The sequence below is a fragment of the Natrinema sp. H-ect4 genome (assembly GCF_041894845.1).
Taxonomy (GTDB): domain Archaea; phylum Halobacteriota; class Halobacteria; order Halobacteriales; family Natrialbaceae; genus Natrinema.
Genome location: NZ_JBHDYC010000012.1, coordinates 42,497 through 68,873, shown reverse-complemented (window position 1 = coordinate 68,873; position 26,377 = coordinate 42,497). Strand labels below are relative to the sequence as shown.

Below are 26,377 nucleotides of genomic sequence, written 5' to 3'. Positions count from 1 at the left end.
CTCACTTGCCCTCGAACTCGGGGTCGCGATCCTCCGCGAAGGCCGCGGTCCCTTCCAGTACGTCCTCCGTGCTCGTCAGGAGTCCGAAGCCCTGGCTCTCCATGGCGAGTGCGGCTTCCATGCTCGCGTCCTCGCCCTCGTTCATGACCTTCTTGGCGATCTTGAGGCCGATCGGCGGACCGCCGGCGAGGTCGGAGACGAACTCCTCGACGGTGTCGTCGAACTCGTCGCGCTCGACTGAACGGTTGATGAGTCCCCACTCTTCGGCGCGGTCGGCGTCGATGTGGTTGCCTCGGAAGACCAGTTCTTTCGCGCGGGTCTCGCCGAGGATGCGGGTGAGTCGCTGCGTGCCGCCGCCGCCGGGGATCAGGCCGAGGCTGATCTCCGGCGTGCCGAAGGACGAGCGGTCGGTCGCGACGCGCAGGTCACAGGCCAGCGCGAGCTCGAGGCCGCCGCCGAGACAGAAGCCGTCGATCTTCGCGAGGACGGGGCGTTCGAAGTCGTTGACCGTCTCGAAGGCGGGCGTCACGTCCATCAGGTCGGTCGGGTTCGCGTCGCTGAAGCCGGAGACGTCCGCGCCGGCACAGAACGCCTGGTCGCCCGCGCCTTCGATCGTCGCACACCGGACCTCGTCGGTGTCGACCGAGGAGAACAGCTCGTCGATCTCGGTGAGCAGGTCCTCCGAGAGCGCGTTCATCCGCGATGGGCGGTCGAGTTCGACGGAGAGAACGCCGTCCTCGAGTTCGTAGTTCAGGTCGTGGAAGGGACCGAGTTCGTCGTCGCCGTAGTCGTAAAAGCCGGCACCGGCGTCCTCGCCGGTCTTGCCCTCCTCGACGAGCTGCTCGAGGTAGGGATGGGGCTCGAAGCGATCGGAGCCGGTCTCCTCGTGGAGGGTCTCGAGCTTCTCGAGGACCTCGTCGAGGCCGATCTTGTCGGCTCGTCGGCAGATGCCCTCGGGGAAGCCGAGTCCGAGCTGAACGCCGGTGTCGACTTCCTCGGGCGTCGCGACGTCCTCGCCGACGAGGAACGCCGCGCGGTTGATCATGCGGGCCTCGACGCGGAGCCAGTCGAAGCCGCCCGCGTCCTCGGGTTCGTAGTCGGCGCCGTCGCCGTCCTCGTAGTCGTAAAAGCCTTTACCGGTCTTCTGGCCGAGTTCGTCGGCCTCGACCTTTTCTTCCGTGATCGGTGGGATCGGGCTGCCGCCCTCCTTGCGGACGTGGTAGCCCACGTCGATGCCGGTGAGGTCGCCGAGTTCGAACGGCCCCATCGGGTAGCCCCGTTCGTGGACCATGGTGGCGTCAGCCTGCCGGATGGTGGCCTCGCCGTTCGAGACCATCCAGGCGGGCTCGCCGCCGAAGGGGCCGACGATGGTATTGACGACGAAGCCGCGGACGTCCTTGCGGACGTAGATCGGCGTCTTGCCGATGGACTCGACCCACTCGTGGCCCGCTTTGGCGGCCTCGTCGCTGGTGTCCTCGCCGTAGATGACCTCGACGAGGTCCATCTTGACCGGCGGGTTGAAAAAGTGCAGTCCGAGCACGCGCTCGGGCGTGTCCACAGCCTCCGCGATGTCCGAGATCGGAAGACTCGAGGTGTTCGTCGCCAGCAGCGTGTCCTCGCTGGTGTGTTCCTCGAGGGAGGTGAAGATGTCGTGTTTCAGGTCGAGATCCTCGGGTGCGGCCTCGATCACGAGGTCGGCGTCGCCGACGGCCTCCTCGAGATCCGTCGTGATGTCGATCCGCGAGAGGACCTCGTCGGCCGACTCGTCGATGAGTTCTTTCTCCTCGAGTTTCTCGACGCTCCACTTGATCGACTCGTAGCCGTCCTCGACGAACTCGTCTTTGATGTCCCGCATCGTGACATCGTAGCCGGCCATGGCCGTTACTTCGGTGATTCCGTGCCCCATGTTCCCCGCGCCCAGCACTGCAACGCGGTCGATGCTGTCCAGTGACATGGTCGTGTGATTGCTCGGGATCGCCTTAATACCACCGAACCGACTTAGCAATGTTAAGCCCGTTGTCTGCCGTTGTACCGCGCATACGCTGACTCGAGTTTGGAGTAAACGTCGGTAATCAAAACTCGAGTTTATTCCGGACGGACGGCCAATCAGCGGTCGACGGGACGGGACGAGTTCGATTTCGAGACCGACTCAGGTCTCGGTCCGTGAGTGTGTCTCGCCGGTCACTGAACGACATGTACTGGCTGTAGACATGATACTCGGTACACCGATCCGTAAGGCACATAACATTTATCATGTTGGAAGTGGAATTTAAGTTAATGGATCCAGACTGGGCGGTTATCCCTCTCGGGTTTCTTGCCCTCGTACTTCTTGTTGGAGTGGGGATGTTCATCGTGTTCCAGATTCAGCCTGATACGCCGGGTGGGGGTGTTTCGGATGTCGAGAGTGTTCCAGTTGGTCCCGAGAAACCGACTCCGTTGAATGCTTCGACTGTCGAGGAGTACGCTACTGCGTACGAAGAGCGTCTGTTCTATAACGACCTCGTTGCGAGCCATAACCACAGGCTCTACGGCGATGAAACCGTGATAACCACGTGTACCCCTCTTGGGATCTCGAACGATAGTGGCGCGTTTCAGGTTCAGTTAGCGTGTCGGGGCGGGGTTGCTGACTCCTCGCAGCTGTCTGAGTCGGAGGCGTTCACGTACTCAGTCACCTACCGAATAACGGGGAATACGACACAACAGACCGAACTGCAAAAGTACCCATTTGGGACGGATAGGACATTCAATGACGAACGGAGTTCGGCCAGCGGTAATTGATACTCCAGTTCCGTCAATTCAGAGCCAGACGTGAAACTCGCGATACGTACGCACCTGTATAGTAGCCACTGAAACGATTGACACACTGATCGCAACGCAGTCGTTCGATTAGGTGCGCAGTGACTTGCAGTGGCTACTATAGTTATCGCCCGGTACAGGGCACGCAGTGAGCGAGCGGGCCGACAGCCGACCCGCAGGGGAGAGCGGAATGCTGTCCATCGACGTCTTCCACCCAATTCGGATCAGTTGTTTCGCTCGCCACTCGAGCGGCAGACGCTGGCGGACGGAGAAATCGTGGATCGATCCCGCTACAGCGGTTCGTCGCCCTCGATGATCCGTTTGGCCCGCGCGGCCAGCGCCGGGACGCGCTCTTCCATCTTCGGATACATCGGGTCGTCGCTGTTCCCCTCGAGGTAGCGCCGGAAGAACATCTCGCCGAGGCCGGCCAGCTTGTAGACGGCCAGCGTCCGGTAGAACCGCTCGTGTTTGAACTCGTACCCGGTCAGCTCCTCCCAGCGCTCGACCAGTTCGGGTCGGCTCGAGTAGCCCTCCCGCTCCATGAAGCGGGTCGAGAGTTCGGGAATCGACGGCTCGGGGTCTTTCGCGTCGCGCCAGTAGGAAAGCATCCAGCCCAGATCGGCGCGCGGATCGCCGAGCGTGGCCATCTCCCAGTCGAAGACGCCGATCAGTTCCGGCGGCGTTCCGGGGGCGAACATGACGTTGTCGAGCTTGTAGTCGCCGTGGACGAGGGTATGGGGGTGTTCGTCGGGAACGTTGTCCCGGAGCCAGTCGCCGACCTCGTGGAGGTCGGGCACTTCCCGCTCGTCCTCGGTGACTTCGAACGCCCACGAGAGCTGTTTGCCCCAGCGGTCGACCTGTCGCTGGGTGTAGCCGGCGGGCCGGCCGAACTCGCCGAGACCGATCTCCTCGTAGTCCAGGTCGTGGATCTTCGCCAGCGTGTCGACGAGCTCTTCGCCGATCCGCTCGCGCTGGTCCGGCTCGGCGAACCGTTCGGGCTCGTCCTCGCGGAGGACATCCCCCTCGAGTTGCTCCATCACGTAGAAGTCGCTGCCGATGATGTCGTGGTCTTCGCAGGCGAGTACTGGAGTCGGCACGGGGACGTCGGTGTCGGCGACCGCGTTCGTCACGCGGTACTCGCGGAGGACGTCGTGTGCCGTATCGGCGGTTTCGCCCGGCGGCGGCCGCCGGATAACGAGCTCGCGGTCGCCCCAGGTGACGAACAGGGTCTCGTTCGAGTGCCCTTCCTGATGGCGGGCAATGTCGTAGTCGTCGACCTCGCCGAGGTGTTCTCCCAGATACGCGACCAGCGCGTCCTCGTCGACGAGGCGCTCGTAGTAGTTCTCGCTCATGGGTGCGACTCGGCGGTGCTGTCGGCGCGGGCGGCCGATACGATGTCATCCGGCGATTCGTGATTCGCTGTGGGCATTGTCGTATGCCAATACGTCCCCCCTTAACGAAAATAGTTACGCCGTAATCCATCTTTTACAATGTTTGTGCGATGGAAGTTACCAATGGGCGCGGATAGTGGCCGGGAATCTGACGGGAAGCGGCCGCTCGAGCGGAACCGCCGCGGACGGTCGTCGGGAACGCGATCAGCCCGAGGTTCCTCGCCGGCTCCGTTCGACCGCCCCAATCAGGAGAGAGGCCGCGACTTACCCGAGGATGTAGTCGAGTTTCGGGTACTTCTCGAGCAGCGGCTGCCCGTCGATCTCGTACGCCTCGATGAGCCGGTCCAGTCCGAGGATCCGGCCGGCACCGAAGGCGGCGACGGCGAGGAACACGAGCATGTACGCGAAGTCACCGTTGATGAACCCGTGAGCCACGTCCCAGTTCCCGAAGTAGAACATGAGCATCATGAGCGCGCCGAAGAACGCCGCGAGGCGGACGAGCGCACCGACGAGCAGGCCGAGGCCGATGAGGAGCTCGCCCCACGGGACGGCGACGTTCGCGAATTCGACGAACCACGGCGTGGAGCCCATCCAGGCGAACACTTCGGCGAGTGGGTTGCCGTTCGTGGCGGCGCTGTGGGTCAGGTAGCCACCGGCGCTAAAGCCGCCCTCCGCGATCTTTGTGGCCCCGGAGTACAGGAACGCATAGCCCATCATGAGCCGCAGCGCGAGCACGAACCACGCGCTCAGGCTGTGGGCCTTCGCGCGGACGCTGACGCCACCGATCTCGCTCTCGAACACGTTCGCACCGACACTCATCTTCTCTGTGGACATGTGATCTTCACCTACGTCTATAGATGTCGACAGACGTTATATAAATAGACGTGAATTCTATAATCGCGGGAATCCATTTTCAGCCCTCCTCGAGACGGTCTCGTTGGATTTACGCGCTCGGTTCGAAATCGCGATCGGACTTAAACGGATACCTCTGCGAGTTCAGGATCCAGCGACTGACTCGGATCCGGGGAATCGATCCCCGGCTCTCGCTCGAGCCACCGACCGAGTTCACTCGTCTCGCGTGTCCTCGCCGGACTGCGCCCGAGTTCTCGATGGGCGTGACTCATCTCCATCAACGATCTCGAGCACGTCCGTCGGCGTCTCGATCCGGTAGGAGACGGCCGGGCCGTCGTCGGCCCCGAACGCGACGCCGTGCATCCCCATGTCGGCGGCCCCCTTTACGTCGTGATCGTAACGGTCGCCGATCATCAGCGATCGTTCCGGGTCGACGCCGGCCGTCTCGAGTGCCGTCTCGAACATGGCCGGATCGGGTTTTGTGCGCCCCACTTCTTCGGAGGTGGTGATCGAATCGAACCGTTCGCGGACGCCGAAGCGCTCGAGCATTTCTCGACCCTCCGCGTCGTCGACGTCGCTGATGACGCCGACGTGGAGGTCTCGCTCGGCGAGGCGTTCGATCGTCTCGACGGCTCCCGGAATCGGCTCGATCGACGTGCGGACGATCTCGTCGAATCGGGGCTGCCAGTCCGCTCGAGGGATCTCTTCGCCGACGATGGCCTCCACGCCGCGATGATAGCCGTCGCGAGCGGACCGGAACTCGGTGCCGTCGCGCTCGCGGAAGTAGTCCCCGACGGTCGACCGCCAGATGTCGATGGCCTCCTCGACCGTCGCGTCCACCTCGTAGCGCTCGAGCACGTCCGCGATGAAGTCGGCGTGGGCGGCCTGGACGGAATCGAGCGCGAGGATGACGCCGCCGATGTCCCAGAAGACGGCTTCCCACTCGCCGTCTGGTGCAGTCGCGTCGCCGTCCGCCGTCGCGTCCTCGCTCATCGCTCGGCCCTCCGGATCGTCGACCGGTCGATTTCGTCGAGGCTCGCACACCCCGAGAGCCCGACCGTCAGATCGAGATCGGCGAGCAGGTTCTCGAGGACGGCGCTGACGCCGTCTTCGCCGCCGATTCCGAGTCCGAGCGCGTAGGGTCGACCCAGCAAGACCGCGTCGGCACCGAGCGCGATCGCCCGGATCACGTCGCTCCCGCGCCGGATGCCGCTGTCGAAGAGGACGGGAACGTCGCGGTCGGCGGCGGTCGCGTCCGCGACCGCGTCGACGACGTCCGGTAGCGCCTCGAGCGCCGGGATCGCGCCGTCGACCTGCCGGCCGCCGTGGTTCGAGACGACCATCCCGTCGACGCCGCGTTCGACCGCCTCGCGAGCGTCGTCGGGATGCAGGACACCCTTGACGACGATCGGCAAATCAGTCTGGGCCTGAAGCCACTCGAGGTCGTCCCACGTCAGCGAGGCGTCGCCGAAGCAGGCCTGCCAGGACGCGATTGCGGCTTCCTCGTCGTCCCGCGGATCCACCTCGAGTCGCTCGCGGAAGGCCGGATCCTCGAAGTAGTTTTTCAGACCCTGTGCCTCGAGGAAGGGCAGGTAGCCGAGTTCGATATCACGCTCTCGCCACCCCATTTTGGGTGTGTCGAGCGTGACGACGACGGCCTCGTAGCCCGCGGCCTCGGCGCGCTCAAGGAAACTGGCCGCCACGTCCCGGTCAGAACTCCAGTAGAGCTGAAACCAGCCGGGGCTCTCGCCGAGTTCGTCGCTGACTGCCTCCATCGAGTACGAGGAAACGGAGCTACAGACCATCGGCACTCCGAACTCGCTGGCCGCGCGGGCGACGGCCAGTTCGGCCTCCTCGTGGAGGATCGACTGGACGCCGATGGGCGCGAGCATGACGGGCGCGGGGTACTCGCGGCCGAAGAGGTCGACCGATAGGTCGCGCTCGGAGATGTCCCGCATGATTCGGGGGACGATCTGCCACGCGTCGAAGGCGCGGTCGTTCGCGGCGACCGTCGACTCCGAGCCCGCGCCGCCAGCGACGTAGGCGAACGCCTCCTCGCTGAGTTCCTCACGGGCGCGTTTCTCGAGGTCCTCATAGGAGACGGGGAACTCGGGGCGTTCGTCCTCGAGCATTCCGTTCAGATAGACCTCGGCCTGGCGATCTGGTCCATAATCGGGGGTGTCTGGTGTCATGGTCGTGTCCGTGACGGCGACCGTCCTGCCGCCGTCGCGTGAATATCTATGTCAGTGCTTGCCACTCACTTAACGGTACGGTATCCATGCCCATCTTTATTAACAGTTGCTTCGAATGGGCGAGTGGATCTAACAATGGTAACGAACCAAATTCGAGTCGCAGTCGCAGGTGACCGCGTGTGAATACGGACCAGTTCAGCGTCGACGGCGAGACTGCCATCATCACGGGCTCCTCGAGCGGCATCGGGAAGTCGATCGCGGAGCGCTTCGCCGCGGACGGCGTCGACGTCGTCGTCTGCTCACGCGAGCAGGAGAACGTCGATCCGGTTGCCGAGGGTATCAACGAAAGCGACAGTCCCGGCCGGGCGTTGCCGGTCGAGTGCGACGTGACCGACCGCGAGGCCGTCGATGCGCTCGTCGAGGCCACCGTCGAGGAGTTCGGCGGGCTGGACGTGCTGGTCAACAACGCCGGCGCGTCCTTCATGGCCCAGTTCGACGAGATTTCGCCGAACGGCTGGAAGACGATCGTCGACATCAACATCAACGGGACCTATCAGTGCACGCACGCCGCCGCGGAGTACCTCAAGGACGGCGGCGGCTCGGTGATCAATCTCGCGAGCGTCGCCGGCCAGCGCGGCTCGCCGCTGATGAGCCCCTACGGCGCGGCCAAGGCCGCCGTGATCAACCTGACGACGACGCTCTCCTACGAGTGGGCCGACGACGACGTCCGCGTCAACTGCATCGCGCCGGGCTTCGTCGCCACGCCGGGCGTCGAGAGCCAGATGGGCGTCTCCGCGGATAACATCGACCGCGAGGAGGTCGCACGCCGGATCGGGACCGTGGAGGAGATCGCCGACCTCACCCAGTTCCTCGCCAGCCCCGCCTCGTCGTACATCGTCGGCGAGACGATCACCGCCCAGGGCGTCCCGCAGATCAGCGAAGACCGCGAGGTCTGAACTTCCCCGGTTCGCTCGAGCGACCCGGTTCACGACGCGGCCATACCGGCCCTCGAGCATCCACCGGCCGCCACTCGGTGACAGAAATCGTCGATCGGTGAACGAAATCGTCGTTCGGTAACTGAAATATCGTGACCGGGTGTCCGGCCGTTCGGACGGTCTACTGTCACTGTGTCTCGGCGCAGCCACGACCCGCCGTGCGAGTACGCCGGAACTGACTGACAGTCGTCCGTCTCATACGGACTGTTGTACGTCAGTTCCGGAGCAACCGCGAACCGACCTGCGGTTGCTCCGGTACATCGGTACACCAGACCGTCTCAATCGTCGCTCGGTGCCGCGGATCGCTGTTCTTCGACGTGCTCGGTGATTGCTTCGGTCTCGGTCGCGAACTCGTCGTGATCGACCTCCGCCCCGTGGAGCACGGTCGAGAAGTAGCGCACGCCGCTCGTGACGGCGATTGCTTCGGACATCTCCGCGTCCGTCACCCCCTCGAGTTCCGCTTCCGCTCTGTGGAAGCGGATGCAGTACGGACACTGAATCGCCGCCGCTGCGCCGAGGGCGACAAGCGCCTTTTCCCGCTGCTCGAGCTTCGTCTCTCCGAGCTCGAGATCTCGAATGATTCCCCAGCTGTGGTCCGCGGCCGGCTCCGGCAGCGCCTCGATCCAGCTCGGAACCCGTCCGAGATACTCCGTTATCTCCGCTTGTGTTTCGGTTGATACCATTATCCCCTCCTCCGGATTTCGCGTTCGCCGTCGGAAACAGTGCCGATTGCCCCGATGACGACCGGAAACCCATGCTCTCTTTCCACTCGAGGGGAGATGAAACTATCACACAGTCATTTGATAGCATGGCACGTATATTTATCGACAGTCTGAATAACTACTGGACCGGTAGCGATCGCGGGAATCCGTCGGCGGACCCCGATCTCAGCTTTCGTCGACGCTCGCTACTGCGCAGCAGTCGACGGGTCAACTCGGAAGTCTGCCTCGTCGCTCGAGGAGGACGAGGACGACGGTCGAGCCGCCGAGGAGGAGGGCGGCACCGCTGAACACCGCGTCGTAGGTGTAGCCGCGCTCGAGGAAGAGACCCACGGCGGACGAACCGAGCGCCTGCGTTAGCATCCAGACCGAACTGAACACGGCGTAGGCGCTCGCCCGCGTCGAATCCGGTAACGTATCGAGGAGGTACGTGTCCGTCGCCGGGAACAGCGTGTGAATGACGAAGCCGACGACCGCGGTGACCGCGATCAGCGCGAACAGGCCGTCGACTGCCGTCAGTACGAGAAGGCTTGCGGCGAACGCGCCGACGATTCCGAGCAAGTAGGGAACCTTCGGGAACCTGTCGGCCAGATCGCCGCCGAAGTAGAACGCGGGAACGCCGGCAGCGAAGACGATCGTGAGCATCATCCCCGCCATCCGATCGGAGAGTCCCTTCGACTGCATATACAGTTCGTAGAAGTTGAACAGGCCCTGCCAGACGAAGACGGGCGCGCCGACGATTGCCAGCGCCGTGACGATGAGCCGCCACTCCGAGAGCGCACCGGCGACGAAGTCGCGATCGGCCCCTCCCGCGCTCGGCATCTCGGTGTTCCTCGCAATGATCCACGTGGCGGCTGTCACTACTGCTGCGCCGACGGCGATCGCCCACAGCGAGAGCCGCCAGTCGACGATGAGCGTGAGCGCGACGAACGGGGCGGCGATCACCGCGGCGAGCTGGCTGGCAGCCCCGTGGATTCCCATGACGTGGCCGACGCGCGACGGGAAAAGTTCGCTCAACAACGGGTTCGCCGAGACGAAGTAGACCCCGGAGGCGATGCCCATGAGGAAGGCCCCGCCCATGAGCTGTGGGACGGTCATCGCGGTCGCAGCGATCGCCGAGGACGCGGCGAGAATCATCCCGGACCCGACCACGATGTGGTGTCTCGGGACCTTCGTGAGGAGCCACCCGGTCGGCAGGCGAAGGGAGGCGCTCCCGACCCACGCGAGTGTCACGATGAGTCCGGCGGTCGCCTCGCCGATCGCGAATTCGGTGATGAACACGTCCAGCAGCGGTGCGAAGATGACTCTGGCGAGGTTGAGCAAAAAGACGAGGCCACAGAGAGAGGCGAAGAGTCGCGTTCGGGTCACAGTCACTAGTTCCGACAACGGCTCTCAAACGTTCCGAAACCGGACGATTCCGGGGTGGTTTGACGGTCGCTCCGGATCGGCCCGACGTGCGCGCAACACGAGTATCAGGCCGCATTCGAGTTCAGGCCGCGTTCGATCCCGAGTTGTAAACGATAGTCTTCGGGCCCCCGGTTCCCATACACCCAAAAGGCACCGTTGCGTCTGTGATTGATGATGACAGACAGAGATGTCCACCTGCCGGTAGCCGCACAGCCGACGATCGACTCGATCGTCGACTACGCACAGACCGCCGAGAACGGCGGGTACGACTGCGCCTGGCTCCCAGAGACGTGGGGACGCGACGGCGTCACCGTCCTGACGGCGATGGCCGAGCGCACCGACTCGATCGACGTCGGCTCGAGCATCCTCAACACCTACTCGCGGACGCCGGCCATGCTGGGCCAGACGGCGGCGACGCTACAGGAGGTCTCCGAGGGCCGATTCCGGCTGGGACTCGGTCCGAGCGGCCCCGTCGTGATCGAGAACTGGCACGGTGTGGAGTACGGGAATCCCCTCAGGCGAACCCGCGAGACGGTCGAGATCGTCCGTCAGGTGCTCTCGGGGGAGACCGTCGATTACGACGGCGACGACTTCGACCTCTCGGGCTTTCGGCTCCGCTGTGACCCGCCGGAGACGCCGCCGCCGATCGAGGTCACCGGCATGGGGCCCAAGGCGGTCGAACTCGCGGGTCGCTTCGCCGACGGCTGGCACGGCATCATGCTCACCCCCGAGGGAACGAAAGACCGACTCGAGGACATCGAGCGCGGTGCTGAACTCGGCGACCGCGATCCCGACGACGTGCAGGTCACCGCCGGCGTCACCTGCTGTGCGCTGGACGACCCCGACGAGGCCCGCGCGCTCACCCGCCAGCACATCGGCTTCTACGTCGGCGGGATGGGCACGTTCTACCGCGACTCCCTCGAGCGACAGGGCTACGACGAGGCCACCGACATCTACGACGCCTGGCAGGACGGCGACCGCGACCGCGCCCTCGAGCTAGTCGAGGAGAACATCCTCGACGACCTCTGTGCGGCCGGCGATCCCGAGACCGCTCGCGAGCAACTCGAGGCCTACGAGGCGGTCGACGGCCTCGACGCCGTCGCGGTCAGCTTCCCGCGCGGCGCGAGCGAGGACCAGGTTCGGCAGACGATGGAAGCGGTCGCGCCCGACGCCTGAAGCGGCCCCTGATTGCCTCGAGTGTCTCCGTGGATATGAGCGGTATTCGATAGCACCCCTACCAAGCCACGTTCGGGTGGGAATGAAAGGGGTGTCGGGGCTTTCGGGGTGTTCTGGTAAGCGAGTCAGTCGTATACCCAACCGTCGCGAACAAATTCTCCGACAGCTACAAACGGCACATTGTCCCAGTAGGAAGTATGCCCGGCAAGGTGAGCCCGGACGACCTGCTCGCGCACGTCTTCGAGCGGACGGGGGCGGCCGAGACGGATGAGACGATAGTACAGGGCCCCGCGGACGGCGAGGACGCCGCCGCGATCGACTGGCCCGACGGCGAGGGGACGCTCGTCGTCAGCTCCGATCCGATCTCTCTGGCCGCCGCCGAGGTGGGCACCCTCGGCATCTACGTCGCTACCAACGATGTCGCGGTCTCGGGAGCCGACCCGCGCTGGCTGACGGCCGTCGTCTTGCTTCCCACCGGGGCCGATGAGAGCGCTCTCGAGGAAATCTCCCACGACCTCGACGACGCCGCACGGGCGGTCGGCGCGTCGATCGTCGGCGGCCACTCGGAGTACGTCGACCAGCTCGAGCGGCCGCTGCTCTCCCTGACGGCGATGGGGACGACCGATCGGTTCGTCCCGACTGCCGGGGCCGAACCCGGTGATCGCGTGCTCCTCACGAAGGCGGCGGGAATCGAGGGAACGGCCATCCTCGCGGCCGACTTCGGCGACGAACTCGGCGTCGATTCTGAGACTCGCGAGCGCGCCGAGGGGTTCCTCGAAGAGATCAGCGTCGTTCCCGATGCCCGAATCGTCCGCGAGTATGCGACGGCGATGCACGACCCCACCGAGGGCGGGGTCGCGTCCGGTCTGCTCGAGGTGGCTCGCGCCTCGAACGTCCGGCTCGAGGTCGATCGCGACGCCGTCCCCATCCGCGAGGAGACGGCGGCGCTGTGCGAGGCGGCCGGCGTCGACCCGCTACGGATCTTCGGCTCCGGCGCGCTGGTCGCGACTGTCCCTGCGGACGCACTGGCGGACTGTCTCGAGGGTCTCGCGGATGCAGGAGTCGAGGCCGCCGAGATCGGGGCCGTGCAGGGCCTCGAGGGCGGTGAACCCGAACTCGTTCTCGACGGTGAGTCGATCACCGAGCCGATCGAGGACGATCTCTATCCGCTGTGGGAGGCCGCCGACACGGACGACTGACCCGCGCCCCCGCTGGTCCCGAACAGCGCGTCGACGGTCGCCTCGATCAGCACGGTTTCGGGGTCAACCACGACGTCCGCCCCGGTTCGTTCGGTGGACTCGAGTTCCCCACCACCCGTGAGTGCCACGATTTTGGCGTCCGTGTGCGACCGAGCCGCGGCGATCACCGCGTCCGCGTCTCGCAGGGCGGCGGTCCCGACGAGTACCGCGTCGCACGTGTCGAGGCCGGCCCGCTCGAGCGTGCCGTCGGCCGTCGGGTCACCGATGAGTACGTCGACGCCATCCGAATGCCGTGAGCGCTCCTCGCTCGTCACGACCGCGACCGACGCGCGGGACGCGAGGGCGTCGACGATCGGTGCAATCGTCTCGTCGGACCCGAGAACGACGATTTCTGTGCCGGTCTCCGAACCGTGTCCGGCTGTGGCAGCATCGGAACCGAGACGGGCCGTCGCTCGGCGACCGGTTTGGGCGAGGTGGGTATCGAGCGCGGGTCCAAACAGGCTGCCGACCGTGGCTGCCAGGGTCGCCGGTCCGAGGACGACCAACGAGATAGCGAACAGACGCGCCGCTTCGGTGCTCGCGTGGACATCGCCGTAGCCGACCGTGCTCGCGGTCACGATGGTAAAGTAGACCGCGTCGACGACGGTCGTGACCCCGTCGAACCCGCTTCTGAGCGCGTACGCTCCGGCGGTTCCGTAACAGAGGACGCCGATGATAGACAGGAACGCACCGATCTGCGTCGCGTCGAGGGTACTCGAGCGCGTGAACCGCCCGCTTGTGGCGACGAGGACGGTGAGTCCACCGACCGAGAGAACGACGAGCGGGACTGACACCGCTCGGAACTGGACGATACCGTGTGCCCCGGACAGGGCAACGAGGAGGACGGCGGTGACGTACGCCAGCCGGTACCCCCGACGCATTCCCCAGGCGGTAACGAGCAGGGCGAAGCCGACGACGGTCCCGCTGAACTCTGCGACAGCCTGAAGATCGCCGAGCGTGCCGCCGGTCTCGAGGGCCGGCCGAGTGAGAATCGCGCCGACGCCGGTCGCGATCGACGTAAGGGCGATTGCGGCGACGATCCAGACAGCGACGCGACCGCCGGGTCGACGCGGGTGAAGCGCCTCGAACATAGCGATTCCACACCGACGGCGGCGGTAAACCCCCGGTCGAGTCCGCCACCCGACGGAGCACACGAATTTTGGACTGTGAGAGTTATTGGCACTGACTTATTGGTGGGGATTTCCTCCGAGAGTCATGGCGAAGAGCACAGACGGGAATCCCGACGGAATGGCCTCGGAGGAGCTACTCTCGATTATCGCGTCTGTCGGGTTGACGATCTCCGGTTCGGGAACGTCGTCGATACGGACGTCCTGTTCGCCGTACCTGGTGAGCGCCCTCATCGGTTCGTCCTCCGTTCCTCGAGTCGACTCGGCCGACGCGCGCTCGTTACTCCCGCTCAGTATCAAATCCGGTCGTAATCCACACGCACGGCGGCACTACACGTGGGCCCTGCGCCTGCAATCGTCATTGGGAGCGCTCGGCGGTCGAACGACCGGTCGCCGGTAGCGCTCCTACGCCCGCCGCGACTCGAGCGCGCCGACCTCGAGTCGGCCGACGGCGGCCGGGGCGAGAATAATACCGGCGAGGAGAATCGCGTAGAGGACGACGAGCAGGGGCTCGACCGCTGCGACGACGGATTCGACACTCGTGATGAGGGCCACGAATCCGCCGCCGAGACCGGTGAGGACGACGCCCTCGAGTCGGGATCGCAGTGCTGGCAGGGCCTCGAGCCGCCGCGTGGCGAGCAGCCCGCCGATCGATCCCCCGAGTCCGAGCAGCGCGTCCGTCGTTCCGACGACCGCAGCGGCGGGAACGGCGAGGGCGAGCGCGATGCCGAACCCGATCGTCGGATCGCCGTGCGTGAGTCGATTCATGACCGCGACGAAGGCGATTCCGAGGACCGCGCCGACGATCACGTCGCCCAGGTAGTGGACCCCGAGGGCGACCCGCGAGAGCGAGACCGCGACGACGAGCGTGCTTGCACCGGCGACGGCCCGCCAGTCGTCGCCCCGATCGTACACCGAGACGAGCCCGCCGTAGACGACCGCCGCCGCGAACGCGTGACCGCTCGGGAAGCCGTACCCCTCGCGCTCTCCCTCGAGGGCGACCAGCATGGCGTCTGCCGGTGGTCGCGGGAGTTCGAAGACGGCTTTGAGCGAGAGCAAGAGCGCCAGGCCGGCGACCGCGTAGCTGATCACGAGCGCGCTCCGGCGGCGATCCGCGCACCAAAACAGCACGGCGAGTAGGAACATGAGGAGCGTCGTCCCGCCGAGTTCGGTAATCAACACGACGAGCTCTGGGTACTCGTCCGGAGTGGCGTTTCGGACCGCCGCGCTCGCCTCCTCGAGTCGCATGTCACCGGCCGTTACTCTCAGACGAAGATAAACCCCGGCGGTCCCGGTCGCGATTCCGGCTGATACCTCCATCGCGGGGCGACGACTCGAGCGGTCAGCACGAATCCGCCTCGAGGGCGACCCCGTCACCGTCGACGGATGCGCGTCGAAGGGCACCGACAGGAGCGCGGCCGCCATCTGTCGCGGCGCGACCGGAGACGAGTGACCGAGCCGTCCTCGGCGCGGCCCAAATCACCGCCGCGCCCACTCGAGCATCCGCTCGTAGACCGGGTCGGACGCGAGCGCGCTCGCGTCGCCGACCAGCACCAGCGCGCGCTTGGGCCGGGTCAGTGCAACGTTGATCCGCCGGTAGTCCTCGAAGATCGGTCCCTCGAGCGAGCCGGTCGCGGTGAAGGAGACGATGATGACCTCCTGGCTCGAGCCTTGGAACCGGTCGACGGTGTCGACGGCCACGTCGTCGGGGATGTGTTTGGAAATCTCCGAGACCTGCGCCCGGAAGGGAGCGATGACGCCGATATCGGTTCGCTCGAGTCCGGCCGCTTCGTAGGTCTCGATCAGGGCCGCGATCCGCGCGGCCTCCTCGCTGTCGGTGTACTGACTCCGGTCGCCCTCGACGTCGACGAACGAGACCGGATCCCGAAGGGTCTCGGGAAGTGCGTCGCGGGAGACGCCCTCGAGGTCGTCCAGGGTCCGGCCCGCGACCTCGGGCGTCGCGGGTCGAAGCTGGCCGTCGTAGAACTCGTTCGAGGCGAAGACCTGAATGCGCTGATTCATCCGGTACTGGTGGGTCAACATGACGCCGGCCTCGGGGTGGAGATCGACGAGCCGCTCGAACAGCGACTCGGTGAGGTCGTTTTCGGCCCGAACGACCGGCGGGAGTTGCTCGTGGTCGCCGACCAGTACGAACCGCTCGGCCAGGTTGATCGCCGCGCAGGTTCCGGGTTCGGTGAGCTGTGCGGCCTCGTCGACCAGCGCCACGTCGAAGGCCTGCTCTTTCATGATCCGCGAGCCGCAGGTCGACGTCGTCGCCGCCACCACCTGCGCGTTCTGGAGTTTCGCGACGCGGTCCTCGGGATTCCCCGAGCGCTCGAGGCGGTAGGGTTCCATGTCGTCGCGGATCCCGCTCTCGGAGCCAACGCGGACGACTCGTTCTTCGTCGATCACGTCCTCGAGTTGCTCGAGCAGGGCCTCGAGCGCGTTGTCTACCGCCCGATTCGTGAAGGCCGACAACAGGACACGCTCGCCGCGTTCGACCATCGCTCGGATGGCCCGGGCGATGGTGTAGGTCTTCCCGGTGCCCGGCGGCCCGTGGATCAGCGCGCAGTCCGTCGCACCGACCGCCTTCGTCACGGCCTCGTTCTGGCGTTCGTTGTTGTCGATGAACGTTTCATCGACTTCGCCGGTTTCACCGGCTCCGTTTCGGGGCGTCTCCGACGCCCCGCTCGCCTCGAACTCGGGATCCGCTCTCCCGAACAGGATGTCCTTGCGCCGCTCGTCGCCTTTGAGGAGCGCGTCGTGCATCGCGACGAGCAGCCGGTCAGTCGTCAGTTCGGAGGGATAGACGTCGAGCCGCGTCACCTCGACCGGCTCGTCCGCCGTGAGAACGACTTCGTCGTCCAGTCGTTTGACCCACGCTAGCTCTGAATCGCCGCGAACCGGATGGCCGTCGCTCGCGAGCACCAGATCGCCCTCGCGGAGCTTCGAGGTCGCGCCGCCGGTCCGCTCGGCCCGCAGTTCCCAGCGCCCTTCCTCGAGCGGCCGCTTCTCGACGAACTCGAGATTGATCAGCGCGCGGTCGTCGTCGGCCCGCTCTTCGGCCGTCTGTTCCCAGAGCTTGGCGTACTCGCGGTGGACCTCGCGGCGTTCTTCCTCGATTGCGCGGTAAAACCGGTCGAAATACTCGAGTTCTTCGTCCGGCAGCGACTTGCCGATCTGGCCGGCCTTGGATTCCTGATCGAGGCGGCCCGAGACGACCATACAGGTGTCCTGTTCGAAACAGTACTCACACTTCGCGTCGGCCTCGTAGCCGGTCGGAATATCGCCGGACACTTCCTTCGCCGCGATCTCGTTGCGCAGGCGCACGACGTACTTCAGGAGACCGTCGCCCATCGTAAACTCCTTTGCGGGCGTGAGATCGCCGGTCTCCTCGTTGCGATCCAGCGCCGAGTTCTTCGTGTAGAGGAGCGTTCCGATGTCGACGTCGCCACCGTGTTCCTCGAGCAAGAGCGCATAGCAGGCGGCCTGCACCTTGTCCTTGAACCGCGGCTCTTTCTTGAGGTTCTTGCCCGTCTTGAGTTCGACCGGGGCACCGCGGCGGACGGCGTCGGCCCGCCCGCGGATGCCGAACGTCTCGCTGATGAGTAATTGTTCCGAGCGCCAGCTGTCCTCGTCGGTCAGCCGGCCCTGCTCGAGCCAGCCCTCGATCGCGTTCGCGTTCTCTCGGATCTCCTCGGTGACGGCCTCGGGCGTTTCACCGAGCAAGCCGAGCTGGAGCCCCCGTTCCTCGACGCGGGCATCGATCGACTCCTCGAGGTCGCGCCCGCGGAGCAGGTCGCCGAAGACCTCGTGGACGAGCGTCCCCTTCACGACGGGGTAGTTCAGCGGCACTCCGGAGAGCTTGTTCAGATAATACAACCGGGGACACTGGACCCAGTTGCGGATCGACGTCACGCTGACGAGGAAGGAGGGCTCGACGACGACGTAGGAGCCGCCCGTCGTCGCGTACTGCATCTCGCCGTTGTACTCCTCTTCTTTCGCGTTCGTCACGAGCAGCTCCATCCCCGGCTCGAGCAACTCCGCCGACTCGGTCCACTTGTTCCAGAGCGTGACCGTCCTGGTTTCGCGGCCGTCCGCGACGGTCACCGTCCCGCCGTCGCCTCGAGGGCGTGGCGTCTCGTCGTCGGTCGCCTCGCCGTTCGACGCGTCCTCGGCCGGCCGGAGCGGCACCTCCGCGAGTTCGCTCTCGCCGTAGCTCGTGGACACCGACCGCACGTCGACCTCGCCCGCGACGGTTCCGCGTACGTGCACAGTGTTCCATCAGGATCGAGCGATCAAAAACGCTATCGGTCGCCGGACCGCGCTCGACCTCCCGCTCCTGATCCCACGAACCGTCGATCTCATACGGCGGTAATTAGACATTAGCACCGTTCCCACTGGCACTCGAGTCCGTCTTCGATATCAATAGGATAGTGACGGGAAGGGAACGAGCGGAACGGACGTACCGTTTTTGCGAGCGGGACGCGAACCTCGGTTCCATGAGTGATCCCAACGGCGACGACCGTCGGACGAACGGCGGGTCCGACACCGAGACCGACGCCGGGGCCGGAACCGGCGACGGGCCGACCAACCGTGCGGAAGCGGCGTCCGCCGACATCGACTCAGGCACCGGTGTCGGTGACGGGGAGCACTCCGCCGGACGGGACCCGCGCGACGAGTCGACTCAGGTCGCGAACGAGGAACGGCGGCGAAAGACATCGGTACTCAGCCTGCTCGTCGCCGTCCTCGGCGCGTGGGTCGCGCTGTCGGTGCTCGTCTTCGAGACCGCGGCGGCACCGCTGTGGAACAACGTGCTGGTCGGACTCGTAATTTCCATTGCTGCGGGCTACAACTACTACCGACTGACGAACGACATTCCGCTCAGCACCGCCATCGCGTCCCTGATCGCCGTCCTCGGTATCTGGCTGATCGTCTCGGCCGCACTGTTCGGGATGACCGGCGGTCTGTTCTGGAGCACACTCGCTGCCGGTCTCCTGATCGCCGGACTGGCGGGATACAACGCCTACGAGGCCCGCGAGGCGCGGTCGGTGACGACCGAGTCCGGAGCGGGGACCTAGAGCTTCGCCCGATCCGGACCGTACTCGGCCTCGAGTCGGCGGATGCGTTGTTCGGCGGCGTGGTGGCCCATCGCGACGACGGAGAAGCCGATCATGACGACGGCAAAGGTGATCGAGACGGCCGGCGAGACGCCGTTGACGTAACTATTCCATAACTGACCCAGCGCCAGTGCCAGCGGTGCGAGCGTCAACAACGCACTCTTTGCTGGTGTGGCGCGAAACAGTTCGACGAACGAGAGTGAGTGGCGGCCGGACATAGGGAAAGCGTCGGTTACCGCTATCTTCGGGGGACCACTCGTATTCTTTTTGGTTCTTATCGGCCGTTATCGGTCACGATAGTCTCTCTGCGGCGTCTTTCGGTGGGACCGATACGTTCATTCTGCCGGCGATCCTCCCGTCGAGTATGCGGATTCGTGAGTGGCAGGACGTACTCGAGGACGTCACCGAACGGAACGTCGATCCGGAGGACTGGCGCGCCGTCGCCGGTGATCGCGCCGGCGGCGTCGGCGAAGACATGTACCTCGCGCATCCACGGGCCGGCGTCTTCTTCCTGAAAACGTACGCGAAGAATCCCTTCGAGGTTCGCGGCGTCGGCACGCGGGTCGCCCGCAACCTCGACGACGAGATCGGATCGTTCCTCCCTGAACGGGATTCGGGCGGCCGCTTCGCAGTGCAATCCCCGCCCGAAGACGAGGAGCAGGCCGAAACCGTCGGGAAGCGCCTCGAGACCGTCCTCGAGACGCACGCGGACGCACCGACGCGGCCACAGGACCTCTTCGACGACGTGATGGAGGCCATGGAGAGCCCCGCGTTCGGGCCAATGGCGTACGACCAGTACGATCGACCCGACGAACTCGAAGACCTCGCCGACCGGTTCGACGAGGCCGACGAGTTGCTCAACAGCGAACTCGAGGACCTGATCGAGACCGACGAGGTCGATCGGGGCTTCATGTGAGTGGGTGGACTCCGACAGCCGCGACCGTCATCGTCACTGCCTGCGTCCGCGTCCGGTGACTCTTTGGGATCGGGATTCGATGGTAGTGCCATGTCACAGAGCGCGAGCGCAGAGGCCGTCGTTCGGGAGTACTACGACGCACTCCGCGACGGCGACCCTCTCGCCCCGTACTTCGCCGATGACGAGCGGACCGTCAAATTCGGGATCAGCGAGTCCCTGTTCGGCGGGAGCGAGATCGCCGCGGCCCTCGAGGAGCAGACGGAGACGACTGACGAGTGGACGGTCGAGAGTACGAATCTCGTCGTCGACGAACGGGACGGATTCGCGACGGTCGCCGACGAGGTGACGATGGCCTGGACGAAGACGACGACCGGCGAGCGCTACCGGTTCGACAGCCGCTGGAGCGCGACGCTGGTCGAACGGGATTCGGCCGACGACTCGAGCGCGAGCGACTGGCGGTTCGTTTCGATGCACGTCAGCGCACCCCGCGAGCTGTGAGTCGCGGTTCCGGGCGGGGCTCGTCGCGCTCGAGCGACCTGTCGGACGGGGGCGATCAACTCAAAGCCGTCTTCGTCCTCTTGGTCGGGCTCTCCGGCGGCCTGGTCGCCCTCCAGAGCGACGCCCCGTTGCCGGTGATCGGCGCGGCGATACTCGGCGGTATCGTCGCCGGCGGCGCGTTACTCTGGTACTTGATTTGGATTACGACCGATTGAACCGCGATGTCGAGTCACTGCGCGGTGGCGCGCGCTGTACCGTGATGAGCGAAAGCGAATCACGGAACGAAGTCGTGCGAGGGATGAGCGAGGGAACGGAGTGACTGAGCGAATCGGCTGGGGAGGGCGTGGCAATTCCGTGTTGCCACGATAGCAGGACGCTTGACTTCGGCACTGCTATGATTTCGTAACACCAGCAGAATAGCGATCTCTTCCTCGAGAAACGATTGATCCTAGCGATCGACGCGCTGGATCCACGTCCCCGGCGCGTCGAGCTCGTCGTGGCTTGGGAGGTTCTCTGGCCCCTCCCAGACGAGACTCGCCGTCTCGAGGTCGCGGACGGCGAGGACGTGCTCGAAGAAGTTCTTGCCGCGCTCGTACTGGCGTTCTTTCAGCCCGAGGCCGAGCAAACGACGGAAGAGCTTCTGCAGGGGTCCCCGCCCCTGACGCCGTTCGTCCAGCTTGCGCCGCAGGTCCTCGTACTCCTCGTCGAACGCGTGGTCCATCAGGAGTTCGGCGTAGCCCTCGACGACGGTCATCGCGGCGTCCAGATCGCGGAACGCGTCCCGGTCGAACGATCCCTCCGAGAGCGTCGCGATCCCGTCTTCCATGCGGGCCTCGAGGTGGTCGGAGAGCCACGGCGCGGCCCCGAACTCGGCGGCGTGGGTCACCTCGTGGAAGGCGATCCAGCGGCGGAACCGGTCGGCGTCGACGTCGAGTTTCGCGGCGGCGTTGAGGATGTTCGGCCGGACGAAATACAGTGCGTGGTCGTCCGTGGGGGCGTCGGCGAGCAGGAGGGGGTCGTACTGGCCGAGGACGTTCCGTCCGAGGAAGGAGAGCAGGACGGTCATCGTCCCCGTATTGATCGTCCGGGCGACGCCCGGGAACGCGCCGGTGTGGGTCTCGAGGGTCTGCATGACCCGCTCGAAGGTGGCGACGTTCGCGTCGATCCAGTGGTGGCGATTCTGGATCTCGACGGTTTCGGGCACGTCGAACTCGACGCCGGAAACCGACCGCACGGCGGCCCGCGCGTCCCGGACGTCGCGAGCGTACGCCTCGCGCTCGCCCGACTCGAGGTCGAGCGAGCCCGGATCGGTCGCCGCCTTGGCGGCATCGGCGGCCGACCGCCAGTCGATCGCGTCGTCACCGGACGCCCCGGCGACGGCCCGGGCGCTACGATAGAGATTCACAACTCCGGCTAGGACGAGGACGCGCAAAAGCGTTCGGCTCGGTTCGTGTCGGTGCAAAACCCGACGCCGTCGGTCAGTTGACGATGACGTCGGGTTCCGCTTCGGTCTCGAGGTCCGATTCCTCGTCGCCGCCGCGGAACTTTCTGGCGGCGACGGCGATGCCGACGAGGACGACGAGCGCGACCAGCGCGCCGGCGGCGCTCTTGCCCTTGCCGCCCGACTCGTCTCCCGAGGCCGCGCCCTCGTCGGGTTCGGTCTCCGTCTCGAGGTCTGTCTCCGCTGTCGATTCGGTGCTGCCGATCGGCAACGCCTCGCCGATCGATCCGAGTTCGAACTGTGCTTCGCCGTCGAAATGCAACTCTACGAAGGTGAATTTCTTGTCTCCCATGGGTTGACGGTCCACGAGTGCACACTTAGACGTTTGGTTAGGTATACGTTAGTGAGTGTGTAAGGAGCTATTACGGTGTTCGCCGTCCTTCACACTCGCCCGTATCGGCCGCAAAACCGCCGGATAGAACAGGCGTGCTGTGCCGTCGGTTCCCGCGACAGACGGTAGCGTCGTTCGTCCGACCGGAATCGGGATCCGGACCGGTACGATTAAGTGTCCGTCACCAGCGGTGTTGCGTATGAGTGGACGACCGCTGGACGTCCTCGAGGCGTCGCTCGGCGAACGCGTAACGGTACGGCTCAAGAGTGGTGACGAGTATCTCGGCGAGCTCGCCGGCTACGATCAGCACATGAATCTGGTGCTCGAGGACGTGACGATTCCCGTCGACGGCGGGGTCGAAGCGGAGCCGCCGGCCGAAGACACAACCATTATACGCGGCGATAACGTCGTTTCGATCACTCCATGACTGGTGCAGGAACCCCGAGCCAAGGAAAGAAGAACAAGACGACCCACACGAAGTGTCGTCGCTGCGGAGAGAAATCGTATCATACCAAGAAGAAAGAGTGTTCGTCGTGTGGCTTCGGCGTATCCGCCAAACGCCGCGGATACGAGTGGCAGTCCAAATCCGGCGACAACTGATCTCTCGCTTCTCCCCCTCGTTTTTCGCCGTTCGCGTTGCATCCAACTGAGCGCTCAGCAGGGTCGCGTTCGGCAGTCTCGGTTCCAACAGTTTCAGTCTCGACAGTCTCGGTTTCGACCATCGATCGAAACGCACCACGTACCGGTCGGCCCGCGCCGCCGATGAACAGCCCTTAGTTCGACGCCGCGAAGGATCGTCTATGAAGACGACAGACGCCTTTACCGGCCTCGAGTGCATCGATTGCGGGGCCGCCGTCGACGCTTCCGAGTCCCACCGTTGCCCGGACTGCGGCGGCGCGCTCGAGTCGACCTACGATTACGACGCGATCGACCTCGATCGCGAGACACTCGCTGACCGGCCGTTCGACTCCCAGTGGCGCTATGCGGAACTGCTCCCGTTCGCTCGCGAGTCGGCGGTGACGACCGCGGAGGGAGCGACGCCGCTGGTCGACTGTCCCGATCTGGCCGACGAACTCGGGGTCGGGCGCGTGCTGATCAAGGACGACGGCCGGAACCCAACCGGCTCGAGCACGGATCGCGGCGCGTCGGTGGCCGTCACCGCGGCCGTCCACCACGGCGCGAGCGACGTTGCGCTCCCCTCGACGGGCAACGGCGGACAGGCCGTCGCGGCCTACGCGGGCCGAGCGGGGCTCGATTCGCACGCGTATCTCCCATCCCGATCCGGCTTTACGAACAAGGCGATGGTCAACGTCCACGGCGGCGACATGAACGTCGTTGGCGGCCGATTCGGCGACGCCGCCGGCGCGTTCGAAGAGGCGCTCGCTGAACACGACGACTGGTACTCCCTCCGATCGTTCGACACGCCCTACCGCCACGAGGGCGCGAAGACGCTGTTCTACGAGATTGCAGAACAACTCGAGTGGGACGTTCCCGACGCGATCTGTTACCCCACGGGGGCCGGTGTCGGCATCGTCGGACTCGCCACGGCTGCACGCGAGTTTCGGGAGCTGGGTCTGACGGACGATCTGCCCGCCCTCTACGCCGCCCAGGCGTCCGGCTGTGCGCCGATCGTCGAGGCGTTCGACGACGACCGCGACGAGCACGAGCCGGTCGAACACCCCGACACGATCTGTGGCGAACTCGAGATTTCCGATCCCGCGGCGAGTCCGCGAATCCTCGAGGCGCTCCGCGAGAGCGGCGGCGGTGCAGTCGCGACGGAGGACCCGGACATCCTCGAGGCCGCCGTCCGGGTGGCCCAGACGACGGGGCTCGAACTCATCCCGAGCGCGGCGGCGGCCGCGAGCGGCGCGTGGGAGCTCGCGGAACGCGACGCGTTCGACGGCGACGAAACGGTCGTCATCGTCAACACGGGATCCGGGAACAAGGAGGCCGACGTGTTGCGCAGCCACCTGATGAGTCAAGGTGTCTAGGTCGATCCGAGCTCGCACTACAATCTGGAGCGCACTCTCGTATAGTAACCGGGAACGCGGTCTCGCACTCCGAGCGGGAACGCGGTCTCGCACTCCGACCGGGAACGCTGGGCGGTCTCCGCGCTGGGCCTCGTCATCGGCTGTCGACCCACCCACGACCGTGCAGTAACGAGTGATACCGCCGAGTAGAGTCGCTCGAACCGGGAGCGGAAAGCGGCCCGGCCAAGAAAGCCGAACTCTTTCACCGACAGGGTCTTGCCTGCGAGGGGAGTAGACGAGACGAGTACCAATGTGTGAACATTCACCAGAGTGTTCGAACGGGGACACGTGCCAGCTCGTCCTCGAGAACGGAGAGACCGGTCTCGAGACCGCCGAATATTACTGTAAGGCACACCTCGTACTGCGAATCTGGGAAGTCGAGAACGACAGCTCGATGCGAGCCGTCAGCGCCGAGCAACTGTGATGACGGCGTAATCGAGGCAAGTGCACCGAGCACTTGCAGCCACCTCGAGATTGTCGATTTACCGCCGCGTCACGAACCGATCGCCCGGTACCGGAAACCGCCACCGAACGCGACCGGCCTCGTCGTGTGGCGCGCGAGCGGACCGACAGGTCGAATCCGGTTTCGACCCCGTCTCGAGGGTCTCACAGTCGAACTCGAGACGGGGGTCGTTTCGTAGCGCTTTTGCTGGTTGTCGGGAAACGACGCAGTATGACTACCCCCTGGGACGACTGGAACCATATTCTCAAGCTCGATCCGGACAAGGAGTTACCGGCGGGCGTGACCTACGGCGATCTCTGTGCGACCGGGACCGACGCGATCGAAGTCGGCGGCACCATGGGAATCACCGAGGAGAACATGAGCGCGGTCATCGAGGCCTGTGCCGAACACGATGTCGCGCTCTACCAGGAGCCGTCGAACCCCGAGGTCGTCCTCGAGGACGACGCGCTGGACGGCTATCTCATCCCGACCGTCTTCAACGCCGGGTCGCCGTTCTGGATCACCGAAGCTCACAAGGAGTGGGTCCGACTCGAGGGGGAACTCGACTGGGACCGGACGACGACGGAGGCCTACGTCGTGATGAACCCCGAGGCCGATGTCGCGGAGCTGACGGAGGCCAATTGCGATCTCGGCGCCGATGACGTTGCCGCCTACGCGACGGTCGCAGAACACATGTTCGGCCAGGAAATCGTCTACGTCGAGTACTCCGGTAAGCTTGGCGACGAAAGCGTCGTCGACGCCGCCGCCGAGGCCACCGACGAGTCGACGCTGTTCTACGGCGGCGGCATCCACGACTACGACTCCGCGTACTCGATGGCCCAGTACGCCGACGTGATCGTCGTCGGTGACCTCGCACACGACGAGGGAATCGAGGCGGTTCGGGAAACCGTCGCGGCGGCGAACGACGCGTAGCCGTCCCTCTTGGTCCCGGCCTCAACTGTTTTGTCTCTCCGTGTCAGACGACCCTGCATGAGTCTCCTCGCCGCGTTCGAGGCGTCGTCGTCGGGGCTCCTCCTCGGGCCGACGCTCGAGGCCCTGCCGTCGATCGACATCGAACTCGAGCGCCAGTACGCCCTCGATCCCGACCGCCCCATCGCGTTCTGTCGGGTTCGCTGTCGCGATCGCGACGGACTCGACCGAGCGCTCGCGGCCGACGGGACGATCGCCGAGTTCGAGCGGATCGGCAGTGCCGACGGCGAGAGCCGATACCGGTTGCAACGGAGCGAGACGGATGTCATCGGCGCGTATCGTGCCTGGGTCGACGCCGGCGGCGAATTACTCGACTGTCGGGGGTCGGACGGGCGCTGGGAGGTCGAAATGCGCTTTCCCGATCGAGACTCGTTCGGTCGCTATCACGAGTTCCTCGCGAACGAGGGCGTCTCCCTCGAGTTACAGCGACTCGCCGCCGACGACCGTCAGCACCGGGACCGCGACCGCGGATCCACGCTGACCGACGCCCAGCGGGAGGCACTTGCGCTGGCCTACGAATACGGGTTCTTCGAGGTTCCCCGCGAGACGGAGCTGTCCGAGATCGCCGCCCAGCTCGGCATCTCGAATCAGGCCGTCAGCGAACGGCTCCGCCGCGGGCAGGCGCAGTTGATCGCGGACCGGGTCGTTGAGTGAGC

28 protein-coding genes are annotated in these 26,377 nt (G+C 65.4%); 14 read left to right on the top strand and 14 right to left on the bottom strand.

Going from position 1 to position 26,377, the window contains the following annotated elements:
- Nucleotide 1: 1 nt before the first annotated feature.
- A complete protein-coding gene (locus ACEWFR_RS16005) occupies nt 2–1,954 on the bottom strand; it encodes a 3-hydroxyacyl-CoA dehydrogenase/enoyl-CoA hydratase family protein (protein WP_374062004.1) in 1,953 nt (650 codons plus the stop codon).
- Between the two features lie 323 nt (nt 1,955–2,277).
- Here ACEWFR_RS16005 and ACEWFR_RS16000 point away from each other — a divergent pair, with 323 nt between their 5' ends.
- Nucleotides 2,278–2,778: a hypothetical protein gene (locus ACEWFR_RS16000; protein WP_374062003.1), complete on the top strand. Its 501-nt coding sequence runs from the start codon at nt 2,278–2,280 to the stop codon at nt 2,776–2,778.
- A gap of 308 nt (nt 2,779–3,086) precedes the next feature.
- Here the strand turns inward: ACEWFR_RS16000 and ACEWFR_RS15995 are convergent, their stop codons facing one another.
- From ACEWFR_RS15995 to ACEWFR_RS15980, 4 genes are all read right to left on the bottom strand, one after another.
- Nucleotides 3,087–4,148, bottom strand: a complete 1,062-nt coding sequence (locus ACEWFR_RS15995) for a phosphotransferase family protein (RefSeq protein WP_374062002.1) — start codon at nt 4,146–4,148, stop codon at nt 3,087–3,089.
- 303 nt (nt 4,149–4,451) lie between these two features.
- Nucleotides 4,452–5,021, bottom strand: coding sequence for a DoxX family membrane protein (locus ACEWFR_RS15990; RefSeq protein ID WP_374062001.1), 570 nt, complete (start codon nt 5,019–5,021; stop codon nt 4,452–4,454).
- A gap of 231 nt (nt 5,022–5,252) precedes the next feature.
- Nucleotides 5,253–6,032 carry an HAD family hydrolase gene (locus ACEWFR_RS15985; protein WP_374062000.1) on the bottom strand — a complete coding sequence of 260 codons (780 nt, stop codon included), beginning with the start codon at nt 6,030–6,032 and terminating at the stop codon, nt 5,253–5,255.
- Nucleotides 6,029–7,231 carry an alpha-hydroxy-acid oxidizing protein gene (locus tag ACEWFR_RS15980; RefSeq protein WP_374061999.1) on the bottom strand — a complete coding sequence of 401 codons (1,203 nt, stop codon included), beginning with the start codon at nt 7,229–7,231 and terminating at the stop codon, nt 6,029–6,031. Before ACEWFR_RS15980 ends, ACEWFR_RS15985 begins: the two co-directional genes overlap by 4 nt.
- Before the next feature lie 179 nt (nt 7,232–7,410).
- Here ACEWFR_RS15980 and ACEWFR_RS15975 point away from each other — a divergent pair, with 179 nt between their 5' ends.
- The gene (locus ACEWFR_RS15975) at nt 7,411–8,187 is read left to right on the top strand and encodes an SDR family NAD(P)-dependent oxidoreductase (protein WP_374061998.1); all 777 of its coding nucleotides are present in this window, start codon (nt 7,411–7,413) and stop codon (nt 8,185–8,187) included.
- A 317-nt stretch (nt 8,188–8,504) separates the two neighbouring features.
- Here the strand turns inward: ACEWFR_RS15975 and ACEWFR_RS15970 are convergent, their stop codons facing one another.
- Nucleotides 8,505–8,909, bottom strand: a complete 405-nt coding sequence (locus ACEWFR_RS15970) for a carboxymuconolactone decarboxylase family protein (RefSeq protein WP_374061997.1) — start codon at nt 8,907–8,909, stop codon at nt 8,505–8,507.
- Between the two features lie 246 nt (nt 8,910–9,155).
- Entirely contained in the window at nt 9,156–10,313 is a 1,158-nt protein-coding gene (locus ACEWFR_RS15965; protein WP_374061996.1) for an MFS transporter, read from the bottom strand.
- A 213-nt stretch (nt 10,314–10,526) separates the two neighbouring features.
- Here ACEWFR_RS15965 and ACEWFR_RS15960 point away from each other — a divergent pair, with 213 nt between their 5' ends.
- Together ACEWFR_RS15960 and ACEWFR_RS15955 are read left to right on the top strand one after the other, a co-directional pair.
- Nucleotides 10,527–11,528 (top strand): TIGR04024 family LLM class F420-dependent oxidoreductase, encoded by a 1,002-nt coding sequence (locus tag ACEWFR_RS15960; RefSeq protein ID WP_374061995.1) that lies wholly within the window; start codon nt 10,527–10,529, stop codon nt 11,526–11,528.
- A gap of 197 nt (nt 11,529–11,725) precedes the next feature.
- The gene (locus tag ACEWFR_RS15955) at nt 11,726–12,727 is read left to right on the top strand and encodes an AIR synthase family protein (RefSeq protein WP_374061994.1); all 1,002 of its coding nucleotides are present in this window, start codon (nt 11,726–11,728) and stop codon (nt 12,725–12,727) included.
- Here the strand turns inward: ACEWFR_RS15955 and ACEWFR_RS15950 are convergent.
- The 4 genes from ACEWFR_RS15950 to ACEWFR_RS15935 form a co-directional block, all read right to left on the bottom strand.
- Nucleotides 12,691–13,857: an ion channel gene (locus ACEWFR_RS15950; RefSeq protein WP_374061993.1), complete on the bottom strand. Its 1,167-nt coding sequence runs from the start codon at nt 13,855–13,857 to the stop codon at nt 12,691–12,693. The genes ACEWFR_RS15955 and ACEWFR_RS15950 overlap by 37 nt on opposite strands.
- A 96-nt stretch (nt 13,858–13,953) precedes the next feature.
- Nucleotides 13,954–14,127 (bottom strand): hypothetical protein, encoded by a 174-nt coding sequence (locus ACEWFR_RS15945; protein WP_374061992.1) that lies wholly within the window; start codon nt 14,125–14,127, stop codon nt 13,954–13,956.
- A gap of 171 nt (nt 14,128–14,298) precedes the next feature.
- Nucleotides 14,299–15,141 carry a phosphatase PAP2 family protein gene (locus ACEWFR_RS15940; RefSeq protein ID WP_374062065.1) on the bottom strand — a complete coding sequence of 281 codons (843 nt, stop codon included), beginning with the start codon at nt 15,139–15,141 and terminating at the stop codon, nt 14,299–14,301.
- 231 nt (nt 15,142–15,372) lie between these two features.
- Nucleotides 15,373–18,168, bottom strand: coding sequence for an AAA domain-containing protein (locus ACEWFR_RS15935; RefSeq protein ID WP_374061991.1), 2,796 nt, complete (start codon nt 18,166–18,168; stop codon nt 15,373–15,375).
- 227 nt (nt 18,169–18,395) lie between these two features.
- On the opposite strand from ACEWFR_RS15935, the gene ACEWFR_RS15930 reads away from it, so the two are divergent.
- Nucleotides 18,396–18,974, top strand: a complete 579-nt coding sequence (locus tag ACEWFR_RS15930) for a hypothetical protein (protein ID WP_374061990.1) — start codon at nt 18,396–18,398, stop codon at nt 18,972–18,974.
- Here the strand turns inward: ACEWFR_RS15930 and ACEWFR_RS15925 are convergent.
- Entirely contained in the window at nt 18,971–19,231 is a 261-nt protein-coding gene (locus tag ACEWFR_RS15925; protein WP_374061989.1) for a hypothetical protein, read from the bottom strand. The genes ACEWFR_RS15930 and ACEWFR_RS15925 overlap by 4 nt on opposite strands.
- A 146-nt stretch (nt 19,232–19,377) precedes the next feature.
- Here ACEWFR_RS15925 and ACEWFR_RS15920 point away from each other — a divergent pair, with 146 nt between their 5' ends.
- The 3 genes from ACEWFR_RS15920 to ACEWFR_RS15910 all read left to right on the top strand — a co-directional run bounded on the left by ACEWFR_RS15920 (nt 19,378) and on the right by ACEWFR_RS15910 (nt 20,642).
- Nucleotides 19,378–19,929, top strand: a complete 552-nt coding sequence (locus ACEWFR_RS15920) for a hypothetical protein (RefSeq protein ID WP_374061988.1) — start codon at nt 19,378–19,380, stop codon at nt 19,927–19,929.
- A 90-nt stretch (nt 19,930–20,019) separates the two neighbouring features.
- Nucleotides 20,020–20,427 (top strand): nuclear transport factor 2 family protein, encoded by a 408-nt coding sequence (locus tag ACEWFR_RS15915; protein WP_374061987.1) that lies wholly within the window; start codon nt 20,020–20,022, stop codon nt 20,425–20,427.
- Nucleotides 20,424–20,642: a hypothetical protein gene (locus ACEWFR_RS15910; RefSeq protein WP_374061986.1), complete on the top strand. Its 219-nt coding sequence runs from the start codon at nt 20,424–20,426 to the stop codon at nt 20,640–20,642. Before ACEWFR_RS15915 ends, ACEWFR_RS15910 begins: the two co-directional genes overlap by 4 nt.
- Nucleotides 20,643–20,875: 233 nt before the next feature.
- Here the strand turns inward: ACEWFR_RS15910 and ACEWFR_RS15905 are convergent, their stop codons facing one another.
- Both ACEWFR_RS15905 and ACEWFR_RS15900 read right to left on the bottom strand, forming a co-directional pair.
- Nucleotides 20,876–21,832, bottom strand: a complete 957-nt coding sequence (locus tag ACEWFR_RS15905) for a zinc-dependent metalloprotease (protein ID WP_374061985.1) — start codon at nt 21,830–21,832, stop codon at nt 20,876–20,878.
- A 73-nt stretch (nt 21,833–21,905) separates the two neighbouring features.
- The gene (locus ACEWFR_RS15900) at nt 21,906–22,220 is read right to left on the bottom strand and encodes a hypothetical protein (protein WP_374061984.1); all 315 of its coding nucleotides are present in this window, start codon (nt 22,218–22,220) and stop codon (nt 21,906–21,908) included.
- 238 nt (nt 22,221–22,458) lie between these two features.
- Here ACEWFR_RS15900 and ACEWFR_RS15895 point away from each other — a divergent pair, with 238 nt between their 5' ends.
- The 6 genes from ACEWFR_RS15895 (at nt 22,459) to ACEWFR_RS15870 (ending at nt 26,375) form a co-directional block, all read left to right on the top strand.
- Nucleotides 22,459–22,686, top strand: a complete 228-nt coding sequence (locus ACEWFR_RS15895) for an LSM domain-containing protein (protein ID WP_374061983.1) — start codon at nt 22,459–22,461, stop codon at nt 22,684–22,686.
- Entirely contained in the window at nt 22,683–22,859 is a 177-nt protein-coding gene (locus tag ACEWFR_RS15890; RefSeq protein WP_374061982.1) for a 50S ribosomal protein L37e, read from the top strand. Before ACEWFR_RS15895 ends, ACEWFR_RS15890 begins: the two co-directional genes overlap by 4 nt.
- Before the next feature lie 200 nt (nt 22,860–23,059).
- Nucleotides 23,060–24,250, top strand: coding sequence for a threonine synthase (locus ACEWFR_RS15885; RefSeq protein WP_374061981.1), 1,191 nt, complete (start codon nt 23,060–23,062; stop codon nt 24,248–24,250).
- A 289-nt stretch (nt 24,251–24,539) separates the two neighbouring features.
- Nucleotides 24,540–24,713 carry a hypothetical protein gene (locus ACEWFR_RS15880; RefSeq protein ID WP_374061980.1) on the top strand — a complete coding sequence of 58 codons (174 nt, stop codon included), beginning with the start codon at nt 24,540–24,542 and terminating at the stop codon, nt 24,711–24,713.
- Nucleotides 24,714–24,962: 249 nt separating this feature from the next.
- Complete coding sequence (locus ACEWFR_RS15875) at nt 24,963–25,664, top strand: phosphoglycerol geranylgeranyltransferase (RefSeq protein ID WP_374061979.1); 702 nt, start codon at nt 24,963–24,965, stop codon at nt 25,662–25,664.
- Between the two features lie 57 nt (nt 25,665–25,721).
- The gene (locus ACEWFR_RS15870) at nt 25,722–26,375 is read left to right on the top strand and encodes a helix-turn-helix domain-containing protein (protein ID WP_374061978.1); all 654 of its coding nucleotides are present in this window, start codon (nt 25,722–25,724) and stop codon (nt 26,373–26,375) included.
- The last annotated feature ends 2 nt before the right edge of the window (nt 26,376–26,377 follow it).

Excerpts from the sequence above, each read along its gene's own strand:
- ACEWFR_RS15930 (WP_374061990.1), top strand. The coding sequence starts at position 18,396 with ATGAGTGATCCCAACGGCGACGACCGTCGGACGAACGGCGGGTCCGAC.
- ACEWFR_RS15925 (WP_374061989.1), bottom strand. The coding sequence starts at position 19,231 with ATGTCCGGCCGCCACTCACTCTCGTTCGTCGAACTGTTTCGCGCCACA.
- ACEWFR_RS15890 (WP_374061982.1), top strand. The coding sequence starts at position 22,683 with ATGACTGGTGCAGGAACCCCGAGCCAAGGAAAGAAGAACAAGACGACC.
- ACEWFR_RS15970 (WP_374061997.1), bottom strand. The coding sequence starts at position 8,909 with ATGGTATCAACCGAAACACAAGCGGAGATAACGGAGTATCTCGGACGG.
- ACEWFR_RS15870 (WP_374061978.1), top strand. The coding sequence starts at position 25,722 with ATGAGTCTCCTCGCCGCGTTCGAGGCGTCGTCGTCGGGGCTCCTCCTC.
- ACEWFR_RS15955 (WP_374061994.1), top strand. The coding sequence starts at position 11,726 with ATGCCCGGCAAGGTGAGCCCGGACGACCTGCTCGCGCACGTCTTCGAG.
- ACEWFR_RS15950 (WP_374061993.1), bottom strand. The coding sequence starts at position 13,857 with ATGTTCGAGGCGCTTCACCCGCGTCGACCCGGCGGTCGCGTCGCTGTC.
- ACEWFR_RS15900 (WP_374061984.1), bottom strand. The coding sequence starts at position 22,220 with ATGGGAGACAAGAAATTCACCTTCGTAGAGTTGCATTTCGACGGCGAA.
- ACEWFR_RS15895 (WP_374061983.1), top strand. The coding sequence starts at position 22,459 with ATGAGTGGACGACCGCTGGACGTCCTCGAGGCGTCGCTCGGCGAACGC.
- ACEWFR_RS16000 (WP_374062003.1), top strand. The coding sequence starts at position 2,278 with ATGGATCCAGACTGGGCGGTTATCCCTCTCGGGTTTCTTGCCCTCGTA.
- ACEWFR_RS15990 (WP_374062001.1), bottom strand. The coding sequence starts at position 5,021 with ATGTCCACAGAGAAGATGAGTGTCGGTGCGAACGTGTTCGAGAGCGAG.
- ACEWFR_RS15885 (WP_374061981.1), top strand. The coding sequence starts at position 23,060 with ATGAAGACGACAGACGCCTTTACCGGCCTCGAGTGCATCGATTGCGGG.
- ACEWFR_RS15980 (WP_374061999.1), bottom strand. The coding sequence starts at position 7,231 with ATGACACCAGACACCCCCGATTATGGACCAGATCGCCAGGCCGAGGTC.
- ACEWFR_RS15995 (WP_374062002.1), bottom strand. The coding sequence starts at position 4,148 with ATGAGCGAGAACTACTACGAGCGCCTCGTCGACGAGGACGCGCTGGTC.
- ACEWFR_RS15915 (WP_374061987.1), top strand. The coding sequence starts at position 20,020 with ATGTCACAGAGCGCGAGCGCAGAGGCCGTCGTTCGGGAGTACTACGAC.
- ACEWFR_RS15875 (WP_374061979.1), top strand. The coding sequence starts at position 24,963 with ATGACTACCCCCTGGGACGACTGGAACCATATTCTCAAGCTCGATCCG.
- ACEWFR_RS16005 (WP_374062004.1), bottom strand. The coding sequence starts at position 1,954 with ATGTCACTGGACAGCATCGACCGCGTTGCAGTGCTGGGCGCGGGGAAC.
- ACEWFR_RS15960 (WP_374061995.1), top strand. The coding sequence starts at position 10,527 with ATGACAGACAGAGATGTCCACCTGCCGGTAGCCGCACAGCCGACGATC.
- ACEWFR_RS15940 (WP_374062065.1), bottom strand. The coding sequence starts at position 15,141 with ATGCGACTCGAGGAGGCGAGCGCGGCGGTCCGAAACGCCACTCCGGAC.
- ACEWFR_RS15880 (WP_374061980.1), top strand. The coding sequence starts at position 24,540 with ATGTGTGAACATTCACCAGAGTGTTCGAACGGGGACACGTGCCAGCTC.
- ACEWFR_RS15945 (WP_374061992.1), bottom strand. The coding sequence starts at position 14,127 with ATGAGGGCGCTCACCAGGTACGGCGAACAGGACGTCCGTATCGACGAC.
- ACEWFR_RS15920 (WP_374061988.1), top strand. The coding sequence starts at position 19,378 with ATGCGGATTCGTGAGTGGCAGGACGTACTCGAGGACGTCACCGAACGG.
- ACEWFR_RS15985 (WP_374062000.1), bottom strand. The coding sequence starts at position 6,032 with ATGAGCGAGGACGCGACGGCGGACGGCGACGCGACTGCACCAGACGGC.